The organism is Bacillus sp. CR71 (assembly GCF_003429245.1).
GTDB lineage: Bacteria > Bacillota > Bacilli > Bacillales > Bacillaceae_G > Bacillus_A > Bacillus_A thuringiensis_S.
In genome coordinates this window covers 2,597,799-2,623,243 of record NZ_CP031748.1, presented here as the reverse complement: position 1 = coordinate 2,623,243, position 25,445 = coordinate 2,597,799, and the positions used below count along the sequence as shown (strand labels likewise).

The following is a 25,445-nucleotide window of genomic DNA, read 5'->3' as shown; positions in this document are numbered from 1 at the left end:
ACAGCACTCACCCCACATTTATTTTTTACAGACCTATCCAGTTCTCAACAGTATAATTCAACTGTAAGTCCTTAGTAGCTTTAAATTTTCTATTTGGAATAGGTTGTCCTAATTTATCCACTTCAAAGAGCCTAAAGCCTCTTGAAAACTTAAATCTGCATGCAAGGTCTCTTGGTACTTTAAAATTCCCCGTAAAACGATTTTTTTCTATTCTATCTAGTATCATGCCTACACTCATATAGATTCGTTCACCAACTGGTGTATTTTCAGGTACTTCGACTGTTACAGAAACATCTACAAATTCTGATAATGTTTCTATTACCTTATATTTTTTAGGTGTCCCTTTTACACCTTGTGTTACAAAGGTAACTTCGGCTTCTCCTATTTTCTTAGGTATAATTGTTCCATCCCCCATAACCTCAAGCACGTCTGGTTTATCGACTACAAACACACCGTCTAAAACACTCATTTCAAAACCACTATCGTAGGTAACAATTGGATTAATTTTCACTTTCATTCCAGTTAATCCAACTACATCTCGCCCATCTAATGTAACATTAACTATATTACCAACATCTCCAAAGAAATATATTAATGGTAGATGCATACGTTCTCCCCAGTCTTTTTCAAAATGTGCACCATTTGGATCCTGATAAAAAATTAAATTATCTCCATATTTGTAACCGTTTTCCAATAAAGTTTCTGCAATATCCCTCACATGTTTTACCAAGAAAAAACCTTCCGCACTACCTATATCCATCCATATTTTCAAGTCTTTTTTTCCTTCATACATTTCATATAATTTTAATTCCGAATGATCATCTTCAACTTTCACAAAGAATGGAGATAACATCCCAATTTTCCCAAACACTTCAGGATTGCGGAAACCAATATTATAAGTTGATAAACCACCTGCTGATGACCCTATTAGAGCTGTATTTTCAGCATTAGTCAATGTTCTAAAATTTTCATCAATGTAAGGTTTCACCTCATTCATTATAAATTTTTCATATAATAACCCTGAGCATTTTATATGTTTATCTGGTGAGATGAAATGACAAAACTCATTATTTTCTATGATTCTTTTATGTGCTATACCTACTATTATTATCTCTTGAATTTTACCTTCATAAATTAGCATATCAGTCGTTTTGTGGACATTCCATGATTCATCATTTTTTATTACTGGCTCAAACAAGCGCTGCCCAGCATGCATATATAATACAGGATACTTTTGGTACGAATTGCTTTCATAACCAGGTGGTAAATATATGAATAGTTTCCTACTATTCTCAAGTATTTCAGAATGAAAATTTTCAATCGTAATCACTTTAGAAGCGCGTTCCATGGTAACCTCCAATTTTCTATTTTTCACTTTCATTAATACAGTTCTTTTCTAGTTTTTTTCTTTAAAACCGTACCCTTTATTAACTTTTTAGAGAATTTTTCAGTATAAGCTTTTGTTTTAGCTGACAGAATGAAATTCCCCAAATTTTAATTACAATTGTAAAAAAAGTAGACCCCTATAGTTAAGACTCCACCAAGATAGTTTTTTCTGCAGTTTGCCATTTTACAACTACTTCTCCAGTTCCAAAACTCGGGGTCCGAAACTTATGATTCTCTCCTCCTTCAATCAATAGTGTGTTATTGATCTTTCTAATAAATTTAAATTCAAGCAAGGTATCAGCCGGAACATTTATATCAAAATAACCCGTAGGAAATTGATACATTATTTGATTAAAAAATGGCCCTACTGCTTTGCAAGGATTCATATTTCCTAATGAATATGTGTTCCCCATTATAAAAACTTCATTCTCTGGTATTTCATATCCATTTTCAATAATAAATCGAATACAAACTTGCTTTGTATTGAAGACCTCTACATATTTATAGGTATTACTCCTAGTTCCTGTATCTGTTACAACATTAATTTCATATTTACCATCGTTCACTGCGGGAACTTTTACTTTTATACTAGTATGTGACCATGAAACAACTTCCCCCTCTTTTTCTTCAAATAATACTGATCCTTTTTTAGAAGTAAAGCCACATCCTTCAATACAAATTATTTGACCAACTGTTGTCATTTTATGTCCCACAGTTCCTATTAAAGGTATACTATTTACTCCTTTATGGTGCCAAACATGTACTGACCCAGGTCCAAGCCATAATGAATCTATATTATTATTTTCAACTCTAATTGCTTCACCATCTAAAAGGCCATCTAATATGTCCTTAAACTTTCTAGAAGGAAGAATTGTTTTAACATCTTTTATTTCATATCCTTCTGTTAAATTTCGATTCAACGCTATTAATACCACATCACTTCCAAAGTGCCTTTCATATACATAAATATCATCCGTTATATATCTTTCTTTGGTATTTCCATATGGAAGTGCATAATTTAAACTACGAAGCGAAGATAAAGATTGTATTATCTTAAAGTTATCTGTATCCACATCAAAAGATTCCATTTGACCACGATTGTTCGGATCTCCATTTCCAACCATATACTGCTCTGTACCGTAGTATACAGAAGGTATTCCCCTTGAAGTTAACAAGAATACTAATGATTGTTCTATTCTACGTTTACTTTGTCCATTAATGTGAAAACGGTCCATATCATGATTATCAATAAAAGTAACAAGATTATTTACATCATTATAAATTTGATATGTTTCTTCAATCATTTTGTGTAACCCATGCATGGAATCCATTCCATCTCGAAAAACTTCACGTACTTTATGAGCAAAACTAAAGTCTAATAAACTCATACCACTATTATTTGCAAAATGAACATTTCTATGGTCATACTCATTCGGATTGATATACCATTCACCAAAAATAAATACTGGTCTATAATTATAGATTGAATTTAGCCAACTTCTTTGCCAGCCATATGACATGTGTTTTACTGCGTCAACTCGTATACCATCTATCCCTTGGTCTAGCCATAGTTTAATAGCTTCTTTAAAATACATATCAATAGCTATATTTTGGTGATTTAGATCTGCAAGATCAAATAAATTACGATAAACTCCGTCTTCATATTCTTCAAAATCCGTTCCACCATTATGATGAAAATAATGATTGTAATCATTATCGTATCCACCAAGTAACAATCCATTATCATATAATCTACCATTTTCAGCATAGGTCGCATCATCATGTAATGCAGGCGAAGTGTGATTAGGTGCAAAATCCATAATAATTTTTATATCTTTTGCATGAGCGGTTGTTATTAAGGTTTGAAAGTCTTCAAATGTCCCAAAAAAAGGATTTGTTCTTTTAAAATCACGAGCCCAATAGCCATGATATGAAGTGCTTCCTACCAAATCATTTATTGGAGTAAAGATATTTTCTACCGGCTGAGATATCCATAATGACGTCACACCTAGTTCAGTAAAATAATTTGTATTTAATTTTTCAATAATCCCTATCCAATCTCCACCAAAGTATTTCTTTTTATTTTTCCTAGATTCATCGTATAATCCCCCTTTGGGATTATATGATGGGCATCCATTATGGAATCTGTCCGTTACAATTTGATATATTATATCCTTAGAAAAATTAACGTTGTTCCTATTCACCTGAAGCTTATCTTTTTCTTTCAAATGACAACCTCCATCCCATAGAAGCATTTACCAGCTATTTTTAAACGTCTAGCACTCTACCCTTAAGTACTATTTGAAAAATAGTTACAATATATTTCGCCTCCTAACTAGTAACTCATGTTTCGATTCAATTTTTCATACAAAATAATGTCTACAAGTGGGTTCTATATTTGTCCTATAAACTGTACCATTTGATTTATGTCGAAGTAAGGGAAAAAATGTCATTATATAGGGAGGATAAATATAGAAAATTCTTACATGGAATTATGCTTACAAAATATAGCCCAATAAAATACATAGACAAAACATTTTTTATTTGGTAATATTCACCTGAAAATATTTGGTAAAACTTTATACGGAGAGGAGTATTAAAAGTAAATACTAGATTATTAATAAAAATACTATTTATACTACTAATACCAATCTTATATTCCAAAATAAACTATAAAATATAAATATAGCTTCCGCTCTTACAAATATTAAAAACCTAGGGAAAAGCTGTAAAGAAATTTCAAAATAATCTGGAGAAATATTTTATTTATGAAAATCTTATATAAAAATTAAAACATTATTGTACAGTTAAAATGTTCCTCCTAAATGCTAATTAAAATTTTCTCTATAAATTAAAGATTTACTTCTACAAATTTGATAATGCTATTAGTAGATATTTTCTAGTAATTTAATTTCATAACAATTTAAATCAACTTACATTCTAAGATTTCTATGGTCAGTTTATATTGCGTTTTATTTTTCAAACATTTATATACTTAAATCCATTTCATACCTACCTTTATTACCTCAAAATAACAATATATTATATCAATATAGCTCTTTTGCAATTAGATTCCATTTCGTTAATCATCTAATTAACTTGATTACTAAATTTCACCACTATTAGTTTGCAAACAAATTTTTATAAATTAGATACTTAAATTTGTGAGGTGACAATACTATGCAACAACAGATCAAATTAGATTCCGCTCTTGCTGTTTCTTCGAAAAAGACATTATGGAAAAATCGTACATTTACTTTTGTATTTACAGGTTATACCTTATCAATGTTTGGAAATTCATTTCACAGTATTGCTTTAAACCTTTGGGTACTACAAGCAACAGGAAGTGCCAAATTAATGTCTACAATTGCCATAACTCATATGGTCATGAGCATGTTGTTTTCTTCCATTGCAGGTACTGTTGCAGATAGGGTAGATCGCAGAAAACTAATGTGGATAACAGATATAATAAGAAGTCTTTTAATACTAAGTATCGCATTTTGTATTGCTATACCCGGTACCCCCTTTATTCTTATTATTATCTTAACCGCTCTTACTTCTTGTGCAGGATTATTTCAGTCTCCTGCATTCCACGCTTCCTTAGTTGATATTGTAGGAAAAGACAAAGTTCAACAAGCTACTGGAGTATTAAATGTAGCAGATAATGTATCTCGTATTTCGGGGCTAGCAATAGGAGGAGTTGTAGTTGCAGCATTTGGTGGTAGCATTGCTATCTCAGTTGACGCAGTTACTTTTATGTTATCCGCTATTTTAGTGTTGTTAAGTGGAAAGTTTCCTAATTCTACAAAAAAAACAGGAATCAAAAATTCATTTCAGGAGGACCTTGTTGCAGGCTTCAAGTATATATGGCAGAACCCTTTTGCTAAATCTGTTATTATACTCTCGCCTACTTTAATCACATTTTTCACTGCTTCATTAATGCTTATTCAAGTAATGTCTGTAAAAGTGTGGAAGGCAAATCCGATTGAATTTGGGATAATTGAATCTAGCATTCCAATAGGTTATATGTTAGGCGCAGGCATTATTATCTTTTTTGATAATAAGTTACATCGACGGGGTTGGTGGATAATCCTTAGTATGGTTTTACTAGCTCCAATCTTTGTAGGGCTATCTTTTGCTCCATCTGTTCTTTATGCAGTACCATTAATTCTCCTCTTAGGAATACTTTTTTCATTTTGTACATTGCTTGTCAATGTGATTATTAAAGTTGAGGTAGATCCTGAGTTACAGGGAAGGACTTTTGGAACACTTGGTTCTCTTACGAGTATTGCATCACCAGTCGCTTTAGCAATCTCCTCATTTTTCGCTGACATATATGGTCCACCATTAATCTTATTAATAAATGGGGTCTTATTATTTATTTCAGGACTAATTGTACTGTTCTTTCTTAAATCAATTAGATCATATAAATGATTCTTTTTCGTTATAGAAAAACATTAAGTATCCAAACTTGAAAAATGCCGAAATTGTTAAGGATATCAACTCTTTCGGCATTTTTCCTATATCACTTAAGGAGAGATTTTATGCCAAAGAAAATACTTATACTCGGAACCTTTCTGATAGCGGCTAGCCTTTTAGGTTGCACAAATATAGAACACAAAGATACTCTCAACAAATTAGAAGCAACCGAAAAAGAACCAGTGGATGTAAAAGAAAAAGTTGCGCTTAAACATATGACAGCAGAAGAATATTTAAAGAACTATAATAAAATTAAGAGTAATTTATCAACACAAGGCATTGAAATTCTTCCATTTAATCTTGAACTAGAAAAGCAATCCAATACATATAGGTTTTATTACCCTAAAAAAGTAGATAACTCAGATCAAGATATGAAATGGGTAAGTGTCATGTTAGGAGAAAGCGGAAAAATAATTGATGGAATTATGTATACTGGCTATGTAGATATATCTACGATTAAAGCAATGATTCAAGCTACTAACATTACATGGACTAATGAATTAGATCAGTTAATTGGTTCAATTGGAAATGAAGATTTTTCAAAAACAGTGGAAATTGAAAAAGTGAAACTATCTGTTAAAGGTAATTCGAAAAATATTAAAGTTATGATAGATTCAATGAAATTAGATCCACCCCAATCTCTTTAACACAAATAAAGTCCCAATTTCCTATTCAATTTCTTTAGTTTTACACTCTATATGAATTTATTTAGCTTTTAATAATTAAGTCTAGCTATGAGACTATACAAAAGAAACGTCAGCGCTTTTAAAAAGCAACTGACGTTTCTTTTATTCTCTTACATTTTTATTAAAATCGGCATCAACAATTTGACTATAACTATGTCTATTCATTTAATTCTAACTTCCAAAACATTATTCTATAATTTCGAAAAGATTATTGCCATTATTACCACTTGGTAATATAAATTTCACATGTTGATCTGCTGGAATAGTTATGTAATAATATTGATCAGGTTTAGTTAATTTGGTTGTACTTTTCCAACTTCCTGAAGTCCAGTACGTTACTTGTGAATAAAATGCTAGTGGCGGAAATTTCTCTGGATCAGTTGACTTATCGTTTTCTGATATAATTTCAGGCTTAATTCTAATTTTCTTTCCTGCCGCATTTTTAAATTGAAAATCATAAACAATTCCATAGTTTCCTTCAAGCGTCGGGTTAGAATTTTCTAGATACCATATAGGTGCTTCGTATTCATTAATACCAACACGAGGTTGAGGATAGGCTTTATTTGTCTTTGAACCTACATAAAAGGCGCTTGTTGTGACATTATCAATAACAGCATACCTTTCATCGTAATTATAATTAGCAGTTGAAGTAGTTTTATTATAATTTTTAACCTGTGTTGTTTTTATAGGATCAAAAATTTCTGATTGGCTAGAGAACTGTCCATCTGGTTTTTTCTTTGAAACAAATTGACGTAGGGTTAATTTTGCGTTCGGAATAAACTTAATTTTTCCATTAACTGCAAAAGTATCTTCTACATCTTTTTCTAATATAAATACATGTCCATCTGCTGGAATAGTAATAACTTGATCATTGTTACTATTTCCATATTGAACTATAGTACTAGACGTAATGCCCATTATATCCCATGAACCATCAGAACTAACCGGATATGCTGCATTTACAGCACTATTTTTAATTCTTATAGTTTGCGGTTGACGATCTTCATTGTGTATAGCATATCCAAATTTCAATTGACCTCCAGTATAATTTCGATTAAAAAATTCAGCACTATACTCTTGATTTGCTTCTAATATTCTTTCATTTGTGTAGTAAGTATACTTACCAGATTCAAAGTTTGATCCCATATTTGGATTATCGTATACACTTTCTGGTGCATTTGTATATATGTACTTTGCCCCTCCTTGTTTATACTTTATTTGTGTAATCATAGAAGCCTCTACTCCTCCTGAACCAGTTACTCCTAAAAACAAAAGTGACGATAATAAAACTGAAGAAAAAACTTTTCTGTTCAAAAATACAGCTCCCTTCCATATATTACAACTAAATCTAGCATACGCTTTACATACAATAAATGTAAATGGAATGTGTAGCTGTTGTTATTGAGAAATACTGATCCAACAAAACATACTCTTAATGATTATATATAGTAACAACGAACTCTTATAAAGTGATCTGTCTCCTTTGTAAAAGACATTAAAAAACTATTTCTGTATTCAATAGTTTGACCTTTTTTGAATTCCATTGACATCTATAATAATTATGTATGTTATATATTTCTTAATCTCTTGTTTTAATTAAATAACAGATTCGCTATGCGAACCGAACAAACAATCTCTTATTTCTCCACGATTCTACAAATGTGCTTTAAATTTTAGACAACTTGAAACTGACCCGCCAATGTCATCTTTATTTGATGAGACCTTTTCTATTTTTAAATCGTAGTGCTTTTAATATAGTTTCTTTCATGATTTCGTTTCGATTTCTCTTTTGTTTCCGTTGTTCTTGAAATGAAATTGAAAATTAATTATAGTATCCCAAATGGTATATACAAGCTATTTCACACAAATGATTGACCACATTCCTTAAATTGTATTTAACCATTAATTTTTGAATTACCAATAATATTTTTCTTGGTTATTACATTAAAGTTAATATTATGATATATTTATATTCGGAATAATTATATCTTACATTTAAAGGGAGAATTTTAATGGATAACCTACTATTGAAAAAGGACTTAACAACGGATCAAATGGTTCTTGTTACTTCAGAGTTTGAGAAAAAGAAAAAATCAAAAGGACTTGCTTACCTAATTTGGTTTTTTCTAGGTGGACTTGGTGGTCACCGCTACTACGCACGTGACTTTGGTATGGCAATTGCCATGACACTGACTCTTGGCGGGCTTGGTTTCTGGGCTTTAATCGATGTTTTCTTTATTGGAAGCCGAATTGGTAAGAAAAATGAAATATTAGAACGTGAAATTATTATGAAAGTTAAAAAGATGACTGCTTCAAAACGTTTATCTTCATAAAAGACCTCCTTTAGGAGGTTTTTTATACAAACACTTCAATTTTACGTAACTCGTCCTTACTTCTCTTTTTATGTATTTTTATGTTTTAAGAAAATGACTCCACCAACTAGTAACAACAATGCTCCCACTGTAATAGACTTGACGCTTGTATAGAATTGATCACACAGATATTTCGATGTAAGATTTCATATTTAATTCAGATATATTGATATACACTAACAATGAACTACTCAACATTTTCATTTTAAGTTAGTATATCAAACCCTAACTACCTAAAGAACTCAAGTAAACGTATCTTATGTCATTTTAAAAAATACAAAAGTACCTTATATTTTATAAGGTACTTTTGTATTTTTTATTTTAGAATTCCTCGATTTAAACTGTAAAATTGAAATATAATACAGATTACGAACCGTTTTACACGTATCTCGGATGGACTTCAGAATCACATATTGTTATAACCACTGCTATTCTTCTCTAATTACATCTATTACGTTATCCTTTTTAATTTTCCGAAGCGGAATTAGTACCGATACATAACTAATCAACAGTGCAGTAATAAATGTGATAAAACTAGATTGATAAGGAATAATCCATTCAAAAGACACCGTATTTGACAGTGCTACATAAAGAATATACGACAGCATACAGCCGAAAAAGATCCCTTGTATACTTCCAAAGAAACCGTACAGGAGTCCTTCATATATAACCATCTTTTTCAAATCCTTTTGCGACATACCAATCGATTTTAAAGCAGCTAATTCTTTTCTTCTCATAATGATGCTGACTGTGATGGTATTTAAAATATTTACACAACCAATTAGTGTAATAACAGCTATAAATCCGTACCCTAATATTTTTATATAAAGTATATTGTCTGTATGGAAATTACTTTGAACAATATTATTTTTTACATCTATAGATGCATCTCCGCCCAGTTTCTTTTGTATATCTAAAATTGTAGCATCAGCCTGAGATTGATTCTCTAAATCAATTTCAAAACTTGTTAATTTTTGTGGAGATGGTGTAATATTTTCGGCTATTTGTTCACTAGTAATAAAAGTTATGGTATCCATCACTCTGCTCATATTAAAAATATCCAATTCTACAATTGCAGCTACTTTTAAAGTTTCTAGTTTTTCTTCATTGTAGGAGATTTCCTCTGTAGGTTTTCTTTCCTGCCGACTTGTTATTTGTATTTCATCCCCTACCTGAAAAGTACTTAGAGAACCTATATATTTTTTACTTGTATTCATATCATTTGATGCAGCTTGCTTTACTAAAATAACCTCTTTTTCACGATTTAATTTTGAAATATCAATTCTTCCACTAGTTACATTTTCAGCTAGTTTCTTTAAACTATTCTCATCGTATGCTTTTATTTGTGTTTCCATAATTTCTACAGTTTGATTATTGTATTTTACTTTATGATACAGCGATTCATTTCCTTGTAATTCTTTAATTTGTTTATTTTTTGGTACTTTCGTATAAAAATCATTTGCCTGATATTGCTTGTACAGATTCTCTACGTTATTAACTTTATAAATATTTCGACTCATACGATCTATGCTAGGCTTGTCTAAATTTGAATTAACCGTAACTGATATATCCGATTTTAGAGCTTGAATTTCCGGTTGTTTACGCTGAATGACAGTATCTATTAGAAACGTAAACGTGATATACAGTACACTACTTATAATAATAGACAAAATTGTAACTGTATATCTATTGGGATTCCTTTGGATATTTTTTAATGCCATACTTAACGGAAAAGATAGTGGTTTCTTTAATTTTGTTCTCTTTTTTTTCTTTATTTTTTCTTTTTTTATAGCTAATCGGCTACTTACGGCCAATAACGGTGAAATTCTACCTGCAAAAAAAGCAGGAAAATAGCTTGAAATATAAACAGTTATCAATGTAATTAAAGAACATACACATATAATTAACCAATCTAATTTAATTGTATATCCTATAGAGTTTTTAAGTACGTTTATCAATACTTGATTAAGTAAAAAGACTACTAATATACTGCACAAAATCCCAAAAAAGATAGCAATAATAGAAAGAAATGTTGCTTCTCTTATCACAATTTTCCTGATTTGTTTTTTTGTAGCCCCTATACTCCTCAATAGGCCAAACTGTTTCATTCGCTCTACTATACTAATTTGAAATGCATTATAAATAATAACAATTGTAGAAATCACAACAATCCCAATACTAATAGCGGCTGCCGCCATTATCTCCACACTAGGCTTTAAGGCTTTCTTTAATTGGTCATTCACTCTTATATTTTCTTTATTCGTCAATAATTTAAATTGATTTTCAACTTCATCAAAGTTTGCGTACTTATGCAATTCAATCAATACGCTACCTTCACCAACTTTGAACTTATTTTTATATGTCAATAATTGACCAGTTTTATTTTCCTGAGTACTACTAGACTTATTTAGCAAACCAACAAGTTTATATTTTTTTTCATGAATAGTAAACATACCGCCTAATTTAAGATTGGGACCGAAGTAAGGCAGCATCCATTTTTCCAAAACAGCCTCGTTTTCATTTGAAGGTAGCTTACCTTCTACAGGAATACTAGACTTTAACAGCTTCAATGCTTGACGATCTGCATACATATAAGAAACAGCTATCTCATCAACATGGAGCACCTCTCCTGGAGTTATGATGCCATAAGAAGATATATTCGGATTACTTTTTATCATATTGAAAAGCTTTTGATTATAATTTTCAACTGAAATATTTGCAGAACCCATAGAACCTTTTTTAGCATTTTCAATTCCCGAAGTGTATCCACTATTAAAAAAAAGTCCAATCGTTGTTATTAGCCCCAATGCTAAAATAATACCTGTTAATGTTAGCAGAGTACGTTTTATATTACTTCTGAGATATTTTTGACTTAACTGTTTGTAACTATGAATCAATACTCCTCCCCTCCACATTTTTCTTGATTTTGCACCAATTGTTTATCTGAAATAATTATGCCATCTGTAATGGTTATAATTCGATCAGAGTTTGATGCGATAGCAGGATCATGAGTAATTAAAATCACCGTCTGATTATATTTTTTAGCCGTTACTTTTAATAAATTCAGAACTTCTTTTGTATTTTTTGTATCTAGATTTCCGGTTGGTTCATCCGCTAAGATAATATCGGGTTTATTTATAAGAGATCTACCAATAGATACCCTTTGTTGTTGACCACCCGATAATTCAGAAGGCAAATGATCTCGTCTTTCATTTAACCCTAAAGTTCTTATAATTTCATCCAGGTAATGATCATCTACCTGTTCTTCATCCAATAGAGCTGGCAAAGCAATATTTTCTTGTACATTCAAGACAGGAATTAAATTAAAAAACTGAAATATAAAGCCAACTTTTCTTCGGCGAAAAATAGAGAGTTCATTATCTTTATAATTGTAGATATTTTCATCACCTATAAACACATTTCCCGAACTCGGACGATCCAGCCCTCCTAAAATATGCAATAAGGTACTTTTACCAGAACCTGATGCTCCAACTATGGTTACGAATTCTCCCCTATGAATGGAAAGATTAATTCCTTTTAACGCCTGTACTTGCGTTTCTCCCTCTCCATATGTTTTTACTACATTTTCTAATCTAACAACCTCCATACAACTCATCCTTTTCACAGATTAATTTTGAATCTCTACAAAATAGATTTTATCCTTATCGTACTCACCATTCTCGTCTTTCACTGCATACACTTTTGAAACGTATTCCACCACCTTATTTACCTTATTTTTATTTTTATAATCAAAATTTTCATTTGCAAACTGAATTAACGAAAGGCTTACTTCTTTTTCTTTTAATTGTTTATACGTTTCCTCATTAACAATTACTATCGGTGATGAAAAATAGCCAATCCAATTATTTTGTTCAATATGTTGAACAGGTATCATTTGTCCATTTAAATTTAAATTTCCATCCTTAACTTCCTCATCTTCCGCTTCTTTTCTATAAAATAAATTTTTTTCACTCGCTAATTCTTTTATTTCTTTTACTGAGGTTGAAGTTATTGAACTATCTTCTTTAGATAAGGGTGTTCTTACAATTCCTTTTTTTAAGAATTTTTCTGCTGTAGATTTTGTAATAACCGCGTATTGTTTCTTTCTAACAGATGACTTATCAAGTTCTTTGTCCATCTCTTCTTCGGTCATATTTTCTCCTTTTTCTTTCCATTCTTTCTTAATATCTTCTTTCTGTTCGGTAGTGAGTTCTTGTTTTATTAATTCTGTGACCAATTTATAACTATAATCTGCTGTTTGTACGTTTTGATCTTTATACAGATTTTTAACAGCAGATATATTTTCTTTCGATCCAGATACCATGATACCGTTTACTGGTTGTGAGGGACCATTTATATAACGATTTACAGCAAACCCTATACCTATAAAAATTGCTGTTACTGCTAGAAATCCTATTATCTTTTTCATTTTCTTCCTCCTCATATACTATGTTTAATCTGGGGTTAGAACAGTAGGTTTTTTCTTTATATAAACAGTGGCTAAAATGCTACAAGTCTTAATAAAGAATGATTACCTTCAGTATAGACGTCTTTAATTGTTAATTGAATAACGCTTGTCTTACTATATATACTTTAATCTTACAGTTTAGTAAGATTACTAAATCTAGCTTTTTATATACTCGTAACTCTGATCAAGATATACTTTAAAATTAAACGGCTTTTATACACTTATTTAAGTACACACATACTTTTCAAATTCTAAAAAATCCGCTACCATTCGGCTCTTATTCTCAATGATCTGTTTTTTAAAATTCATTTACATAATTAATGCGAATTCAAATTTCATTTAAGATTTTTGTATAAGATAACTTAAACAAAACATTACTGATTGTATAAAAACGTACAAATTCAACAAGACACTATTACAAGGTTTTTCAAAATATAAGCAAGTACATGTATGAATTACGTAAATATTCTGCTTTAAGTAATTGTTGTATCTCATTATATACTGAAAAGCTTTAAGCCAATTTAGGTATTATGCTTATACTCAGAAAAGCCTCTAAAAGTCCATTTCCATACTAAACTATTTTAAATTAGCCAATCAACGTGTAAAATAACTGTCATAATCTAAAATACTGCCATAATCAAAGACAAATGAGGAGAGATACTGTGGATAAAGTATTATTCGTTGAAGATGATAACGATCTAGGAATGGCTATTGAGTTTACTCTAAAAGGAGAAGGACTTGAGGTTATAAGGGTTTCTACTGTACAAGATGCAAAAGACCAATACGAAAATAATAAATTTGACTTAGCTATATTGGATGTTGGACTCCCAGATGGAAATGGGTATGATTTATGTACCTATCTTAAAAGAAAAGGTGATATACCTATTATTTTCCTCACAGCACTGGATGAGGAGGCAAATGTAGTAATGGGTCTTGATATTGGTGGAGATGATTATATAACAAAACCCTTCAGGGTAAAAGAGCTATTATCTAGAGTAAAAGTACAATTAAGAAAAAAAATTAAAACAGCTTCTAATACTATATTGAGGTCTGAAAATATACACCTTGAAGTTGAAGCGGCTAGAGCTTTCAAGCATGAGAAAAGTATAAATTTAACACATTTAGAATACAAACTCTTATTAACGTTAATGCTAAATCCTCATAAAGTGTTACAAAGAAATGAGATATTGAAAAAAATAGTAGATGAAAGTGAAGTGTTTTTCGATGAAAACACTCTTTCCGTTTATGTAAAAAGATTAAGAAGTAAAATTGAGGATATTCCCCAAAATCCTAACTATATAATCACACAAAGAGGTGTTGGATATTTTTGGAACAAAGACGTCAGTAAGGAGTAATTTAATGATAAATAGAGAAATAAAAATTAATATACTTACATTAGCATTAATCGCTTTTTTATTTATTATATATCAAGGTATCACAGTTCATATTCTATATGACCATTTAAAGAATGATTATATTACTATTTGGAGTGAAATTACCGGGAAACTAATTGCACAAAACCCAGAAAATGAATATGAAATAATACAAGCACTTACAAATGATACAGCGAATAAAAAAGAGTATTCCAGTGATGGAGAAATGCTATTAAATCAATATGGTCTATCTGCTGAATTAGACTCAAGACTTTTTCCTTATTTAAATAAACATATATCTCAAAACAATATATACATGTTCCTTGGAGCAATAGGGTTCAGCTTAATCCTAATTTTTCTAAATTACTTACAATATAAATCTTTTTTCTTAAAAATTAGAAATGTAACAGCTGCAGCGAATAAAATTATTGAAGGTGATTACACCATTGATATCAAGGAAAATAGAGAAGGAGATCTAGCTAAACTTGCTAATTCTTTTCATAAACTGAAAAATGTTATTAGAAAAAGTATGCATAATTTAACGGAAGAAAAACAATTTTTAATTCAAACTTTACAAGATATTTCTCATCAACTAAAAACACCACTCTCCACACTAACAGTGAACAATGATATCTTATTACAAGGTAAATTAAATGAACAGCAATATCATTTTTTACACAATAATGATGTTCAAATTTCAAGAATCAGCTTTTTAATACATAATTTATTAAAAGTTTCAAAAATAGATGCTAGGGCAATACTATTTGAAAAAGAAAACTCTGATATTATTGATACAATTTATGAGGTCATTGCTAGTTTGAACAGTAAATTAAATAAAAAAAATATGAACATACATTTAAAAACCAATGAAAAAATATCACTTTTCCATGACAGTATTTGGATGCAAGAAGCTTTATTAAATATTTTAAAGAATTCCATTGAACATTCAAATGATAATAGTTCTATTTATATTGAAGTCACAAACTCTCCTATTCATACTGAAATAATAATTCAAGATTTTGGTGAAGGTATTGCATCAGAAGATTTGCCATATATATTCGATAGATTTTACAAAACAAAAAATTCTAATAAAGAAGGCTCCATTGGAATTGGCTTAGCACTAGCGAAATCAATTATCGAAGCTCACGATGGATTTATTAAAGTAGAAAGTCAAAAACACTCATTCACAAAATTCACAATAACTTTTATGAAATATTAATAGTTCATAAAAGTTATTGTGAAACCCTAATCCTTGAGTATAATTTTTAAAAATTAATCATCTGTAAAAAAAAGAAATTCAATTAATTTTTCATAAATGACTGTAAAGAAATAACTTTTTCATTTTAGGGGTAATTAAAAATCTTAGCTTGATGGGCATAGAGTCACAATATCAGAAAAAGAAAACTGTGCGTTTGAACAGAATTCAGACTCAAAATATCCGATTTCTTGTACGCTAAGGGATCGGATAGTTATTTTACTGTTTTATATAGTGTACAATTTCTCGCTTACGAGGTCTGTGTAGCAACCAAACCAAATCTTACGTTAAGTATTAGTAGGCATCAAAAATAGTAATGACTAATCCAGATTAACATTGATCTGATTCACAATTAAATATACCAATACGTTAAATGTCTAAATAATACAAACGGTATTAAGAGAATTTCTAGTCTTTTCATACCGTTTTATATTTGTTTATAAGTTTCATATGAAATTCGTGGGAAGATGGTAGCGTTCCTGTTATAAATAAGATTCAAAAGTTACCATACCTGCCTTTTTAGGATTTAATTTATAAATACGGAATTCACCTTCTGTATCATCATTTAAATTCCTTTCTACTTTCTTCTCTGCTTTACGTTTCGCATCAGGGAAGTCCTTATCTATTCATCAAAAATCGGTTGCCATGTACTCAGTACGTCTATAATCATATCATTGGCTTTGTCGAATCCCTCAGGTAGTTTAATCATCTTACCTGCTTTAAACTCTTTATCTACCTGTCTGAAATCTGACTGTGTAAGTCCATATGTTTCAGTTGTACAACCTGCTATAACATAACAGGTAAGGTTAATGTTACAAGTATCTTTGCTTTCATTTTCTGCTACCCCTATAAAAAGCAGCAACTATACAGTTGCTGCATCTAAAATTTCTTTTTGTATTTCAACACGCTTAACTTGGTGGGGGGCTTTTGAAAGAATTGTAAAAGCATATCCTTCACTAAATAAGGTTTGTCCTTCCTGGATATCATAATTCTGCATTAGAATCCAACCACCAATTGTATCAACATCACTATCATTCATATGTAATCCTAACAAATCATTTATTTCACTAATACGCACTTTACCTTCTACGACAATATGATCATTATTCATTTTTTGAATTGGTGAAAGCTCATCTCCATCATATTCATCATGGATTTCGCCTACAATTTCTTCTAGTATATCCTCAATTGTTACCAAACCCGCTGTGCCGCCGTATTCATCATATAATACAGCCAATGGAATACGTTTCGTTTGCATTTTTAATAATAAATCATGTATTGGTATGGTTTCTATTGCTACAATTACTGGACGCGTATACGAGGAAATCTTTCACATTCACCATGCCAATGATTTCATCTTTGTCTTCTCCAAATACAGGGTAGCGTGTGTACTTTTCATTACGGATTATATTTATATGATCCGCTAAAGAATTCTCTACATGAAGCCCTATAATTTCTGTACGAGGGACCATTATTTCTTTTGCAATACGATTATCAAATTCAAAAATATTATTTACATATTTATATTCAGCTTGATTAATCTCTCCACGTTGATAACTTTCCGAAAGAATCAATCGTAATTCTTCTTCTGTATGTACGACATCATGCTCTGCTGCTGGTTTTAAACCAAATAGTCTTGTTATCATCCTTGCAGAGCCATTCAACAATCGAATAAACGGATACATGATTTTGTGGAACCAGATAAGCGGAGCTGAAAGCAATAAAGTAACCTTCTCAGCCTTTTGAATCGCAAATGTTTTGGGTGCTAATTCACCAACTACAACATGTAAGTACGTCATAAAAGTAAAAGCAATTCCTAAAGATAATACACCTGCAATGGAAGGGTTGATATTCCACTTATCAAATAAAGGATGTAAAAGTCTCTCAATGGTTGGTTCACCTAATGCCCCTAGTCCCATTGCTATCACTGTAATACCTAATTGACAAGCCGACAAATATTCATCCAGGTTTGACGTTACTTTCTTAACTGCCAACGCACCCTTCTTTCCTTCTAATACAAATTGATCAATCTTTGATCCTCTTACTTTTACAATAGCAAACTCAATTGCCACGAAAAACGCGGTACATGCGACTAAAACCGCTACCATAATTAAATTAAATATGTCCAACTAATCCCCTTAGTTTCGTAAAAACTAAAGGATTCACCTCCTAATATATTTTCACTTTCCCTACTTACTATTTATTAACTGCGTATAATATAAGATTGTTTACAATCTACATTCTCAAAATAATAAGAGGTACTCTAAGAAAATCGAGGTTATTTAGCCAACTATCCGAGTCAACGTCTGAGTCCAATACATATCCACCGCCTAAATTAAATTATCTATATGTTAGAATAAGTAATAAATTACAGTAAATACTTATATTTCAAATACCTAGAAAATGATTTAAAGAACTTCCCTCCCATCATTTTCTTCCTGTACTACCTAATATAGATAACACTGTTTATAACCTAAACACTCCCACTACATTAGGCCGCTCTCTCTTTCATTCTGCGTATTTTTAATTTATAAATATTTTTCAAAAACCACTTCATAAAAGAACGTAAGTTCGTGTATAATAAGAACTGATGTTCTTGTCGTTAGGAGGAATTATGATGTATGACTATTCAATTTTACCGAATAGAATCATTTTATGTGTTGATCTTCGAAGCTTTTATGCCTCAGTTAGTTGTATTAAATTGGGCTTAGACCCACTTCATACAAAATTAGCTGTAGTCGGTGATGTAAATAGGAATGGGTCCATTGTTTTAGCTGCAACTCCACCTTTAAAAGCAATGGGAGTAAAGAAGTTGGCAAGGTTATACGAGATTCCTCGGCAAAAAGATATCCTTATTGTGAATCCAATTATGGGAACCTATATTAAGTGCTCCAATTACATAACGAAGTTAGCTCTACACTATGTTCCTATTGAAGACTTTCATCAATACAGCATCGATGAATTTTTTATAGATATTACCGATAGCATCCATCTATTTGCCCGAAATCCACATGAATTTGCATTACAGTTTAAACGTGAAGTATATGAACATACACGAATTGAATGCACAATCGGAATTGGTCCTAACCTATTGATGAGTAAAGTCGCTTTAGATATTGAAGCAAAGCAAAATACAGACGGAATTGCTTATTGGAAATACGAAGATGTACCTACAAAATTATGGAGCATACGGCCACTTAGTAAGTTTTGGGGAATTTCACATAAAACTGAAACAAAGTTAAATCGAAAAGGAATACATTCAATTGGAGATTTAGCTAATTATCCTCTTAAATATTTAAAACAAAGCTTTGGCGTGATTGGAGAAGAATTACACTTACATAGCCATGGAATTGACTTTAGTCGCATTTCAGAAAAATATGTTCCTGCCACAACTTCTATTGGAAAAAGCCAAATTCTCATGCGTGACTACACAATAGAAGAATTTCCGATTATCCTGCTGGAACATACCGAAGAAGTTTGCTATCGATTAAGACAACAAAACAAACTTGCTCGAACCGTTCATTTCTCTGTTGGTTATAGCAAGAATAATGCAGGTGGCATTAGAAAAACACATAGTTTAAGCCGTCCTACAAATTTAACAATGGATATTTATCATATCTGTACATACTTTTTACATCAGCAATATACTGGTGAACCCATTCGTAGCATAAACATATCTTTAACAAACCTAATTCAAGAAGGGGAAGAACAAATTTCACTTTTTGATAATGTCACGCAACGAGAACAAGAAATAAAGCTAACGAAAGTAATGGATGAAATACGCACGAAATTTGGAAAGAATAGTATATTAAGAGGAATTTCGTATACAAATAATGCAACAGCTAGATGCAGAAACACACTATTAGGAGGACACAAAGCATGAACAACGCTAATATGCCAAAAGGCAGAGGAATGGTAAAATGGGCGCCGTTCGCAGCAATGCCAGAACAATTCGCCGGAATACGTGAAATAATCAAAGAGAAAAATAAAATAGCACGTCCTATTTTAACCTCTGAAGAAAAAGAACTTATTGAGAATATGCTTTTATGTTCCTTATTATCCGAAGAAGAAATACTAATTACATATTATGAAGACGGCTATTTTCTTACTAACTATATGACCATCATCGATATAGATCCGTTAAATAGCGCTATCATATGTACGGATGCTTTCTATAATAAGTTGACACTACAATTTTCGGATATACTTGATGTAAAATAGAATAGATTTAAACGTTTGGATTGTTATAAAGGAGTGTATAAAATGCAAGGGAATCAGATAAGAAAGAATACAGCAAGAACAGTTATTCATAACAATATAAATAGCTATCCCTATTTAAATATACCTATGATTATTAATGAGAATGATGGAATAACTTACGAGGTTTTAAGCGCTGGTTTTCATAATAATGATGCAGTAGCAATGATAACAACTGACGGTTTCACTACAACTAGGGTAAATACACCAATCGTAACAGTAAAAAACGATGATAGTAGTATCCAAGTATTCCGTTTACCTTTAGAATTGGATTATTGGGTGCTTTCATGTATGCGCGCTGCTTCAATAGGAAAAAATCCGTTCCCATGTAAAGTTGCTTTTGGAATTATAGACACAACATTTTATGTAGAATTCAAGTGAAAAGGAGCAATACTTTTTGCTCCTTTTCATTTCTAAACAGATGATATACACGCTAAGAAAAAATATAATAAACTGTCCATATGGACAGCTTATTTACATAATGATTACTTTCACCTTTCTAACTGTATACAATTAAATTATTTTCCCTTTATTTATGCCAATCATTAAAGCTACTGCTGGATCAATATTATTGTCAGCTGAACAGATACCCAAATCTACCACTAATAAAGGTGTCTTATCATTCCAGGTGTTTTCATATTTTTTAATTATTGGCTTTACCTTACTGTATAAGTATTTTCTTTTAGGGTCTGTTAATTGTCGATATTGTTTTAATACATTTGTCGGACTCATAATACTTCCAGACATCTCTATTAGCACATTTATTGCATTTATATTCATTATTTCCTCCTTTATTTATACTTTTCCCATAATAATGATACATCTTCAAAAATCACTTCATGATTGTTTAACAATTGTTGAACATCTTGTACTTCTTCTTTAGCAAAATAGTAATATTTAATTGATTTAAGTTTTAAGTTGTCATTTATACCCTGAAAAATATGAGTATCGTTATTAGGTGAAAATCCCACGATTTCTAATTCACCTTTTATCTCCTCGAACTCTTTAATTGGATAACTTTCCTTAAAATATAAATCTTTATTTTCTTTTTTTAGTTTAACCCCTTCAGCAATATTTCTTAACATGTGATTATCATGAGTAGCCCATTTGTCTACAGTCTCTTTTATTCCCTCATTGGTTGCATACGCGACTACCATCTTTTCAAAAGCTTGATTTGCAATCCTAGCCTCATTAATATTAGATTTTTTCAAATATCCACTATACGTAGTTAAAACATTAGAATATAAATAATAATATCTTTCATCTATATTAAAATCTTTAATTGGACTATCAGATAATTTATTTCTAAAAGATTCCTTATTGTATATTTCCTTTCTTACATTAAATGATCCATGTAAATAATTAACTTTTCTATTAGTGAAAACTTCTATGTTTTGGTCATAATTCGTGGTAAATAGATTATCAAACAAGTTAAAGAACGTTTTTAACTCTAGAGGAAAATTTTCATGGTTTTTATTAACCTTCCCACTATTAAAAATCGAATAAATAAAAAATACTTTTAAAGCCTCTCTAATATAATATCTATGAGGATTACCAATATTATTTTTATTACAAACTAAGTCATAAATTAAATAATAATCTTCAAATCCGATATCAGTTATATTAATACTTTCAAACACTTTATACCTTCTTTTAAAATCTTCCAGATGAAATCTTTCATAAGAACAAGTTGTGTAATTATCATATTTTCCATTTAATATCTCTCTAACTGCCATAAACAATCTACCAAGCAAAGATAGAAGATCTTCAGGCTCTTCAATTATAATATGCCTCGGAAAATCAGAATCGTAAGTTTTATTTATCGCTCTAATAATAATAGATTTATTTGTATTTTCTCCCCCACCATATTGAATATTAATCCCATTACCAAAAAGTAAAGTTTTAATAATTTTTCCTCCTCGTAAAATTTGATTTTATATTAACTGCTTATTTGAACTTAACCCATATTAAAATATTCTCATTTATATTATATAACATAGAAAATTAAGCTCATGGACTTTCAAACAAAAAACACCTCTTACAAGCATAATTGTGCCTTTTTTATTTTTTATGATATCAAAAGCAGAATTCAATAAGTTTATATCCCTTTTTCTTGATTAATTTAGTAAATAAATCCTTTTATTAAATTGACTTGTTTTTATATGACTACAAGTGTAGTATATAGAACATAAGATTACATTTGTAGTCATAGAAGGGAGAATATATATGAATCAACTACCAAAGGTATCAGAGGCAGAGTTAGAAGTTATGAAAGTATTTTGGAATACGACTCCACCGCTTACTGCTAAAGACGTAATTGAGCAACTTGAAAAACAAAACGATTGGAGCCCAAAAACAATTCGTACATTACTTAATAGGCTAGTACAAAAAAACGCCATTTCTTGTAATCAAGAGAATAAGAGAATGTATACATATGCGCCCTTAATTTCACAAGAGAATTATTTAGAAGAAGAGACACAATCATTTTTAAAAAGGTTTTATGGCGCCGCATTAAAACCTTTACTTGTCAATTTTATTAAAGAAGAAAAACTTTCTTCGGAAGACATTCATGAACTAAAACAAATTTTGGATGAAAAGAATGAGAAGAACAATAAGAAGGTGAAATGATTATGCTTGATATGTTTCAGCATATTTCTCTTTCAACAGTTTTTGATTGGATTATAAATACTTCTATTATGGCCAGTATATTAGTTGCCTTAATATTAAGTATAAAAATAGTACTTAGAAATAAATTAACAGCAAGATGGCACTATATCATGTGGTTTATTCTTATTGTGAGGTTAATTTTACCTTGGTCACCTGATAGTTCCTATAGTATCTATTCTTTACTTTTAACAGATTTTGAACCTTCATATTCTATGTTACAGCCAACATCTGAAGCAATTGCACCTAATAAGGAGATAGGGGAAACGGCTTTAAATATAACAGAGAACAATGAACAGCCTAATCTAGATGCGAAAGATAGTGCTAACCATGTAAGACAACCAGCAAAGGAATCTAAATCCTTGTATGAAATCCTTTCCTATATCTGGTTAGTGGGAGCTATTTGTTTTGCGTTAATTACAATAACTGTTAATAAAAACTTAACACTGTATTTGCAAAAACAACGTCCTATTACTGATAAAAGAGTTTTAGATATTCTGAATAGATGTAAAAGAGAAATGAATATACAAAAACAAATCCCTTTACTTTTTGCCGGAAAGCTGTCTAGTCCCACTCTTGTTGGAATTAGAAATCCAAAGATTTTACTTACAGAAAATCAAATCTCTACGCTAGATGATAATCAATTACGATTCATCTTTTATCATGAGTTAGCTCATTACAAAAGAAAAGATGTAAGAATAAATTGGATTATGCATCATTTATTAATTTTACATTGGTTTAATCCCATCCTTTGGTATGCCAGTAAATGTATGCGAGAAGATCAGGAAATTGCATGTGATGCGTTAGCACTTACATATGTAATTTCGGGAGATAAACTAGAATACGGGCTTACAATCATTGCGTTATTAGAGCATCATTCTAATTTGTATCCTATGCCAGGAGTAGCAAATTTAAGTAAAAATAAAAAAACTATAAAAAGGAGAATTTTAATGATAAAAAAATTTAATAAAAAATCATATCGTTGGTCAGCATTAGGAATGGCAGTTGTGATAGGGGTATCTGCATTTTCTCTAATTAATGCAAAAGCAGAAAAACCTGACACCGGAACCATTCAAAATGTATCTACTAAAACTGTACAAGAAAATAAACAGTTTGATAAAATTACATCTTACTTTGCTACAACGCAAGTATTACCAGAATGGGTAAAGCGTTCAGCAAAAGAGGGGCTTACAACTCCAGTTAATGAAAATATCTCAGATAAAGGAATAACCATTTCTTTTGATGAGCTATATACAGAAAAATCAAGATTATATCTTCATTTTAGAGTGGAAAATGAGGATGGAAGTTTAGTACCATATAAAGTAAAGAAACTAAAAAATCAAAAACAACTAGATTTTATATCTAATAATAAATTGGACTCTCTTGTGAATGAATTAAAAAATGAAGACTCACCTAGACATCAATTTGCTTTAAGCAATGATGATGTACTTCAACTTGTCGACTTTAATACAGAAGATGTTCTATATAGAATGACTGATGAATCAGAAGGATTCATTCAAATTTCTGGAGACAAATCTTATGAATTGCCAGATTCTATTAAAATAAAATTACAAATTGATAGAATTGGAGAAACAAAAGGCAATTGGAATCGAGAGTTTGAAATAAAAATTGATAAAGAAAAAGCTACAAAGTCTACTGAAATTATGAAAGAGGAATCACAAAAAAGAGGTACAAAAGGATAATACGTTTTTAGATGTATTATGGAATATCCTCTCGCATTAGAAAAACTTCCAAGGGCGAGAAACTTAATCAAGGGATCATCCTATTTAGAATGATCCCTTTTTATTTCATAACATCCGAATACGGAATAGTTGTTTCTATTTTTATTACTAAAACAAAGTGTTCTTTAACTTACTCTGGTAAATAATCTAGTAACTTAATCAAATCTTTTAAAAAGCCAGGACTAGCAAATTTCAACAAAGCAGGTACTTCCCTAAAATGGTTCTTAAGGCCAGCATCTATCTTCTTAGAATAGTCTTTTTCATCACCTATTAATAAATCTACGATAGTTGTTTTTAATGGATTACTTACTTTTCCCCACAAAAATTCCGCTTCCTGAAAATGTTTATTTATAAATACTTTCACCTGATTAATAAATGGATCATTCTTTTGTTGAATTGCTTCTTGTAATTGTTTCAATGACATATCTTCAACTTTTACCAGCTGATTTATGGAAACATCATTTGTATACTCTGCAGCATGAACACTTGTCCCCAAAACACCAAAACTACTGAAGCCAATTGCACTAGCTAATGTAACACCCACAAATTTTTTCATAATAACGGAATGATTAAATCGTTTCATCTTTTAAATGCCTCCTTAAATAATTATAGTAAAAAACCACTATGCAATTATCTGTAATATCAAAGATGCATTTCTCACAATTGTATTCCTTCAACTATATCGCTTATATTCAACTTATCATCATTAAAAAGAATTGTATATTGATAATATCCTTACAAAAAATTGCTAATGTTTAGTATA

At 30.6% G+C, this 25,445-nt stretch carries 19 protein-coding genes and 2 pseudogenes; 10 read left to right on the top strand and 11 right to left on the bottom strand.

Going from position 1 to position 25,445, the window contains the following annotated elements; all coding sequences use genetic code 11:
* Positions 1-25: 25 nt before the first annotated feature.
* Positions 26-1,348, bottom strand: a complete 1,323-nt coding sequence (locus tag DOS87_RS13130; protein WP_208730342.1) for an alpha/beta hydrolase — start codon at positions 1,346-1,348, stop codon at positions 26-28.
* A gap of 181 nt (positions 1,349-1,529) precedes the next feature.
* Entirely contained in the window at positions 1,530-3,614 is a 2,085-nt protein-coding gene (locus DOS87_RS13125; RefSeq protein ID WP_151527326.1) for an alpha-amylase family glycosyl hydrolase, read from the bottom strand.
* A 952-nt stretch (positions 3,615-4,566) separates the two neighbouring features.
* Between DOS87_RS13125 and DOS87_RS13120 the strand changes: the two genes are divergently transcribed.
* Positions 4,567-5,820, top strand: coding sequence for an MFS transporter (locus DOS87_RS13120; RefSeq protein ID WP_151527325.1), 1,254 nt, complete (start codon positions 4,567-4,569; stop codon positions 5,818-5,820).
* A 110-nt stretch (positions 5,821-5,930) separates the two neighbouring features.
* Complete coding sequence (locus DOS87_RS13115; protein WP_151527324.1) at positions 5,931-6,512, top strand: hypothetical protein; 582 nt, start codon at positions 5,931-5,933, stop codon at positions 6,510-6,512.
* Positions 6,513-6,737: 225 nt separating this feature from the next.
* On the opposite strand, the gene DOS87_RS13110 is transcribed toward DOS87_RS13115, so the two are convergent.
* Positions 6,738-7,865: a copper amine oxidase gene (locus DOS87_RS13110; protein ID WP_184121610.1), complete on the bottom strand. Its 1,128-nt coding sequence runs from the start codon at positions 7,863-7,865 to the stop codon at positions 6,738-6,740.
* A gap of 326 nt (positions 7,866-8,191) precedes the next feature.
* Positions 8,192-8,451 (bottom strand): annotated as a pseudogene (locus tag DOS87_RS30605) (IS3 family transposase); the annotation flags it as partial.
* 112 nt (positions 8,452-8,563) lie between these two features.
* On the opposite strand from DOS87_RS30605, the gene DOS87_RS13105 reads away from it, so the two are divergent.
* Entirely contained in the window at positions 8,564-8,884 is a 321-nt protein-coding gene (locus DOS87_RS13105) for a TM2 domain-containing protein (protein ID WP_016090621.1), read from the top strand.
* 467 nt (positions 8,885-9,351) lie between these two features.
* Here the strand turns inward: DOS87_RS13105 and DOS87_RS13100 are convergent, their stop codons facing one another.
* Genes DOS87_RS13100 through DOS87_RS13090 form a run of 3 tightly spaced genes read right to left on the bottom strand, consistent with a single transcriptional unit; the run spans position 9,352 to position 13,352 of the window.
* The gene (locus DOS87_RS13100; RefSeq protein ID WP_184121608.1) at positions 9,352-11,820 is read right to left on the bottom strand and encodes an ABC transporter permease; all 2,469 of its coding nucleotides are present in this window, start codon (positions 11,818-11,820) and stop codon (positions 9,352-9,354) included.
* A complete protein-coding gene (locus DOS87_RS13095; protein WP_088068278.1) occupies positions 11,817-12,530 on the bottom strand; it encodes an ABC transporter ATP-binding protein in 714 nt (237 codons plus the stop codon). The genes DOS87_RS13100 and DOS87_RS13095 overlap by 4 nt, the downstream gene beginning before the upstream one ends.
* Positions 12,531-12,551: 21 nt before the next feature.
* Complete coding sequence (locus DOS87_RS13090) at positions 12,552-13,352, bottom strand: lipoprotein BA_5634 family protein (protein WP_000720122.1); 801 nt, start codon at positions 13,350-13,352, stop codon at positions 12,552-12,554.
* Between the two features lie 701 nt (positions 13,353-14,053).
* Here DOS87_RS13090 and DOS87_RS13085 point away from each other — a divergent pair.
* Both DOS87_RS13085 and DOS87_RS13080 read left to right on the top strand, forming a co-directional pair.
* Entirely contained in the window at positions 14,054-14,746 is a 693-nt protein-coding gene (locus DOS87_RS13085) for a response regulator transcription factor (RefSeq protein WP_065230006.1), read from the top strand.
* A 4-nt stretch (positions 14,747-14,750) separates the two neighbouring features.
* Positions 14,751-15,983, top strand: a complete 1,233-nt coding sequence (locus DOS87_RS13080) for a sensor histidine kinase (protein WP_000610351.1) — start codon at positions 14,751-14,753, stop codon at positions 15,981-15,983.
* An 898-nt stretch (positions 15,984-16,881) separates the two neighbouring features.
* Here DOS87_RS13080 and DOS87_RS13075 read toward each other — a convergent pair.
* Positions 16,882-18,148: pseudogene (locus tag DOS87_RS13075) on the bottom strand (hemolysin family protein).
* A 488-nt stretch (positions 18,149-18,636) separates the two neighbouring features.
* Between DOS87_RS13075 and DOS87_RS13070 the strand changes: the two are divergent.
* The 3 genes from DOS87_RS13070 to DOS87_RS13060 are packed head-to-tail and all read left to right on the top strand — an operon-like array spanning position 18,637 to position 20,657.
* Complete coding sequence (locus DOS87_RS13070) at positions 18,637-19,902, top strand: Y-family DNA polymerase (protein ID WP_208730341.1); 1,266 nt, start codon at positions 18,637-18,639, stop codon at positions 19,900-19,902.
* Entirely contained in the window at positions 19,899-20,240 is a 342-nt protein-coding gene (locus tag DOS87_RS13065) for a YolD-like family protein (RefSeq protein WP_001057796.1), read from the top strand. The genes DOS87_RS13070 and DOS87_RS13065 overlap by 4 nt, the downstream gene beginning before the upstream one ends.
* A 42-nt stretch (positions 20,241-20,282) precedes the next feature.
* A complete protein-coding gene (locus DOS87_RS13060) occupies positions 20,283-20,657 on the top strand; it encodes a hypothetical protein (protein ID WP_208730340.1) in 375 nt (124 codons plus the stop codon).
* A gap of 132 nt (positions 20,658-20,789) precedes the next feature.
* Here the strand turns inward: DOS87_RS13060 and DOS87_RS13055 are convergent, their stop codons facing one another.
* Both DOS87_RS13055 and DOS87_RS13050 read right to left on the bottom strand, forming a co-directional pair.
* Positions 20,790-21,056 carry a hypothetical protein gene (locus tag DOS87_RS13055; protein ID WP_098643060.1) on the bottom strand — a complete coding sequence of 89 codons (267 nt, stop codon included), beginning with the start codon at positions 21,054-21,056 and terminating at the stop codon, positions 20,790-20,792.
* Between the two features lie 11 nt (positions 21,057-21,067).
* Positions 21,068-22,012 carry a hypothetical protein gene (locus DOS87_RS13050; protein WP_221448840.1) on the bottom strand — a complete coding sequence of 315 codons (945 nt, stop codon included), beginning with the start codon at positions 22,010-22,012 and terminating at the stop codon, positions 21,068-21,070.
* Between the two features lie 490 nt (positions 22,013-22,502).
* Here DOS87_RS13050 and DOS87_RS13045 point away from each other — a divergent pair, with 490 nt between their 5' ends.
* The gene (locus DOS87_RS13045; RefSeq protein WP_150190715.1) at positions 22,503-22,904 is read left to right on the top strand and encodes a BlaI/MecI/CopY family transcriptional regulator; all 402 of its coding nucleotides are present in this window, start codon (positions 22,503-22,505) and stop codon (positions 22,902-22,904) included.
* A gap of 2 nt (positions 22,905-22,906) precedes the next feature.
* Positions 22,907-24,643 (top strand): M56 family metallopeptidase, encoded by a 1,737-nt coding sequence (locus DOS87_RS13040; RefSeq protein ID WP_184121825.1) that lies wholly within the window; start codon positions 22,907-22,909, stop codon positions 24,641-24,643.
* A 169-nt stretch (positions 24,644-24,812) separates the two neighbouring features.
* Here the strand turns inward: DOS87_RS13040 and DOS87_RS13035 are convergent, their stop codons facing one another.
* On the bottom strand, positions 24,813-25,265 hold the full coding sequence (locus DOS87_RS13035) for a hypothetical protein (RefSeq protein WP_184121827.1): 453 nt from the start codon (positions 25,263-25,265) through the stop codon (positions 24,813-24,815).
* Positions 25,266-25,445: the final 180 nt, after the last annotated feature.

Excerpts from the sequence above, each read along its gene's own strand:
- DOS87_RS13130 (WP_208730342.1), bottom strand. The coding sequence starts at position 1,348 with ATGGAACGCGCTTCTAAAGTGATTACGATTGAAAATTTTCATTCTGAA.
- DOS87_RS13120 (WP_151527325.1), top strand. The coding sequence starts at position 4,567 with ATGCAACAACAGATCAAATTAGATTCCGCTCTTGCTGTTTCTTCGAAA.
- DOS87_RS13115 (WP_151527324.1), top strand. The coding sequence starts at position 5,931 with ATGCCAAAGAAAATACTTATACTCGGAACCTTTCTGATAGCGGCTAGC.
- DOS87_RS13105 (WP_016090621.1), top strand. The coding sequence starts at position 8,564 with ATGGATAACCTACTATTGAAAAAGGACTTAACAACGGATCAAATGGTT.
- DOS87_RS13095 (WP_088068278.1), bottom strand. The coding sequence starts at position 12,530 with ATGGAGGTTGTTAGATTAGAAAATGTAGTAAAAACATATGGAGAGGGA.
- DOS87_RS13090 (WP_000720122.1), bottom strand. The coding sequence starts at position 13,352 with ATGAAAAAGATAATAGGATTTCTAGCAGTAACAGCAATTTTTATAGGT.
- DOS87_RS13080 (WP_000610351.1), top strand. The coding sequence starts at position 14,751 with ATGATAAATAGAGAAATAAAAATTAATATACTTACATTAGCATTAATC.
- DOS87_RS13070 (WP_208730341.1), top strand. The coding sequence starts at position 18,637 with ATGTATGACTATTCAATTTTACCGAATAGAATCATTTTATGTGTTGAT.
- DOS87_RS13065 (WP_001057796.1), top strand. The coding sequence starts at position 19,899 with ATGAACAACGCTAATATGCCAAAAGGCAGAGGAATGGTAAAATGGGCG.
- DOS87_RS13060 (WP_208730340.1), top strand. The coding sequence starts at position 20,283 with ATGCAAGGGAATCAGATAAGAAAGAATACAGCAAGAACAGTTATTCAT.
- DOS87_RS13055 (WP_098643060.1), bottom strand. The coding sequence starts at position 21,056 with ATGAATATAAATGCAATAAATGTGCTAATAGAGATGTCTGGAAGTATT.
- DOS87_RS13050 (WP_221448840.1), bottom strand. The coding sequence starts at position 22,012 with ATGGCAGTTAGAGAGATATTAAATGGAAAATATGATAATTACACAACT.
- DOS87_RS13045 (WP_150190715.1), top strand. The coding sequence starts at position 22,503 with ATGAATCAACTACCAAAGGTATCAGAGGCAGAGTTAGAAGTTATGAAA.
- DOS87_RS13040 (WP_184121825.1), top strand. The coding sequence starts at position 22,907 with ATGCTTGATATGTTTCAGCATATTTCTCTTTCAACAGTTTTTGATTGG.
- DOS87_RS13035 (WP_184121827.1), bottom strand. The coding sequence starts at position 25,265 with ATGAAACGATTTAATCATTCCGTTATTATGAAAAAATTTGTGGGTGTT.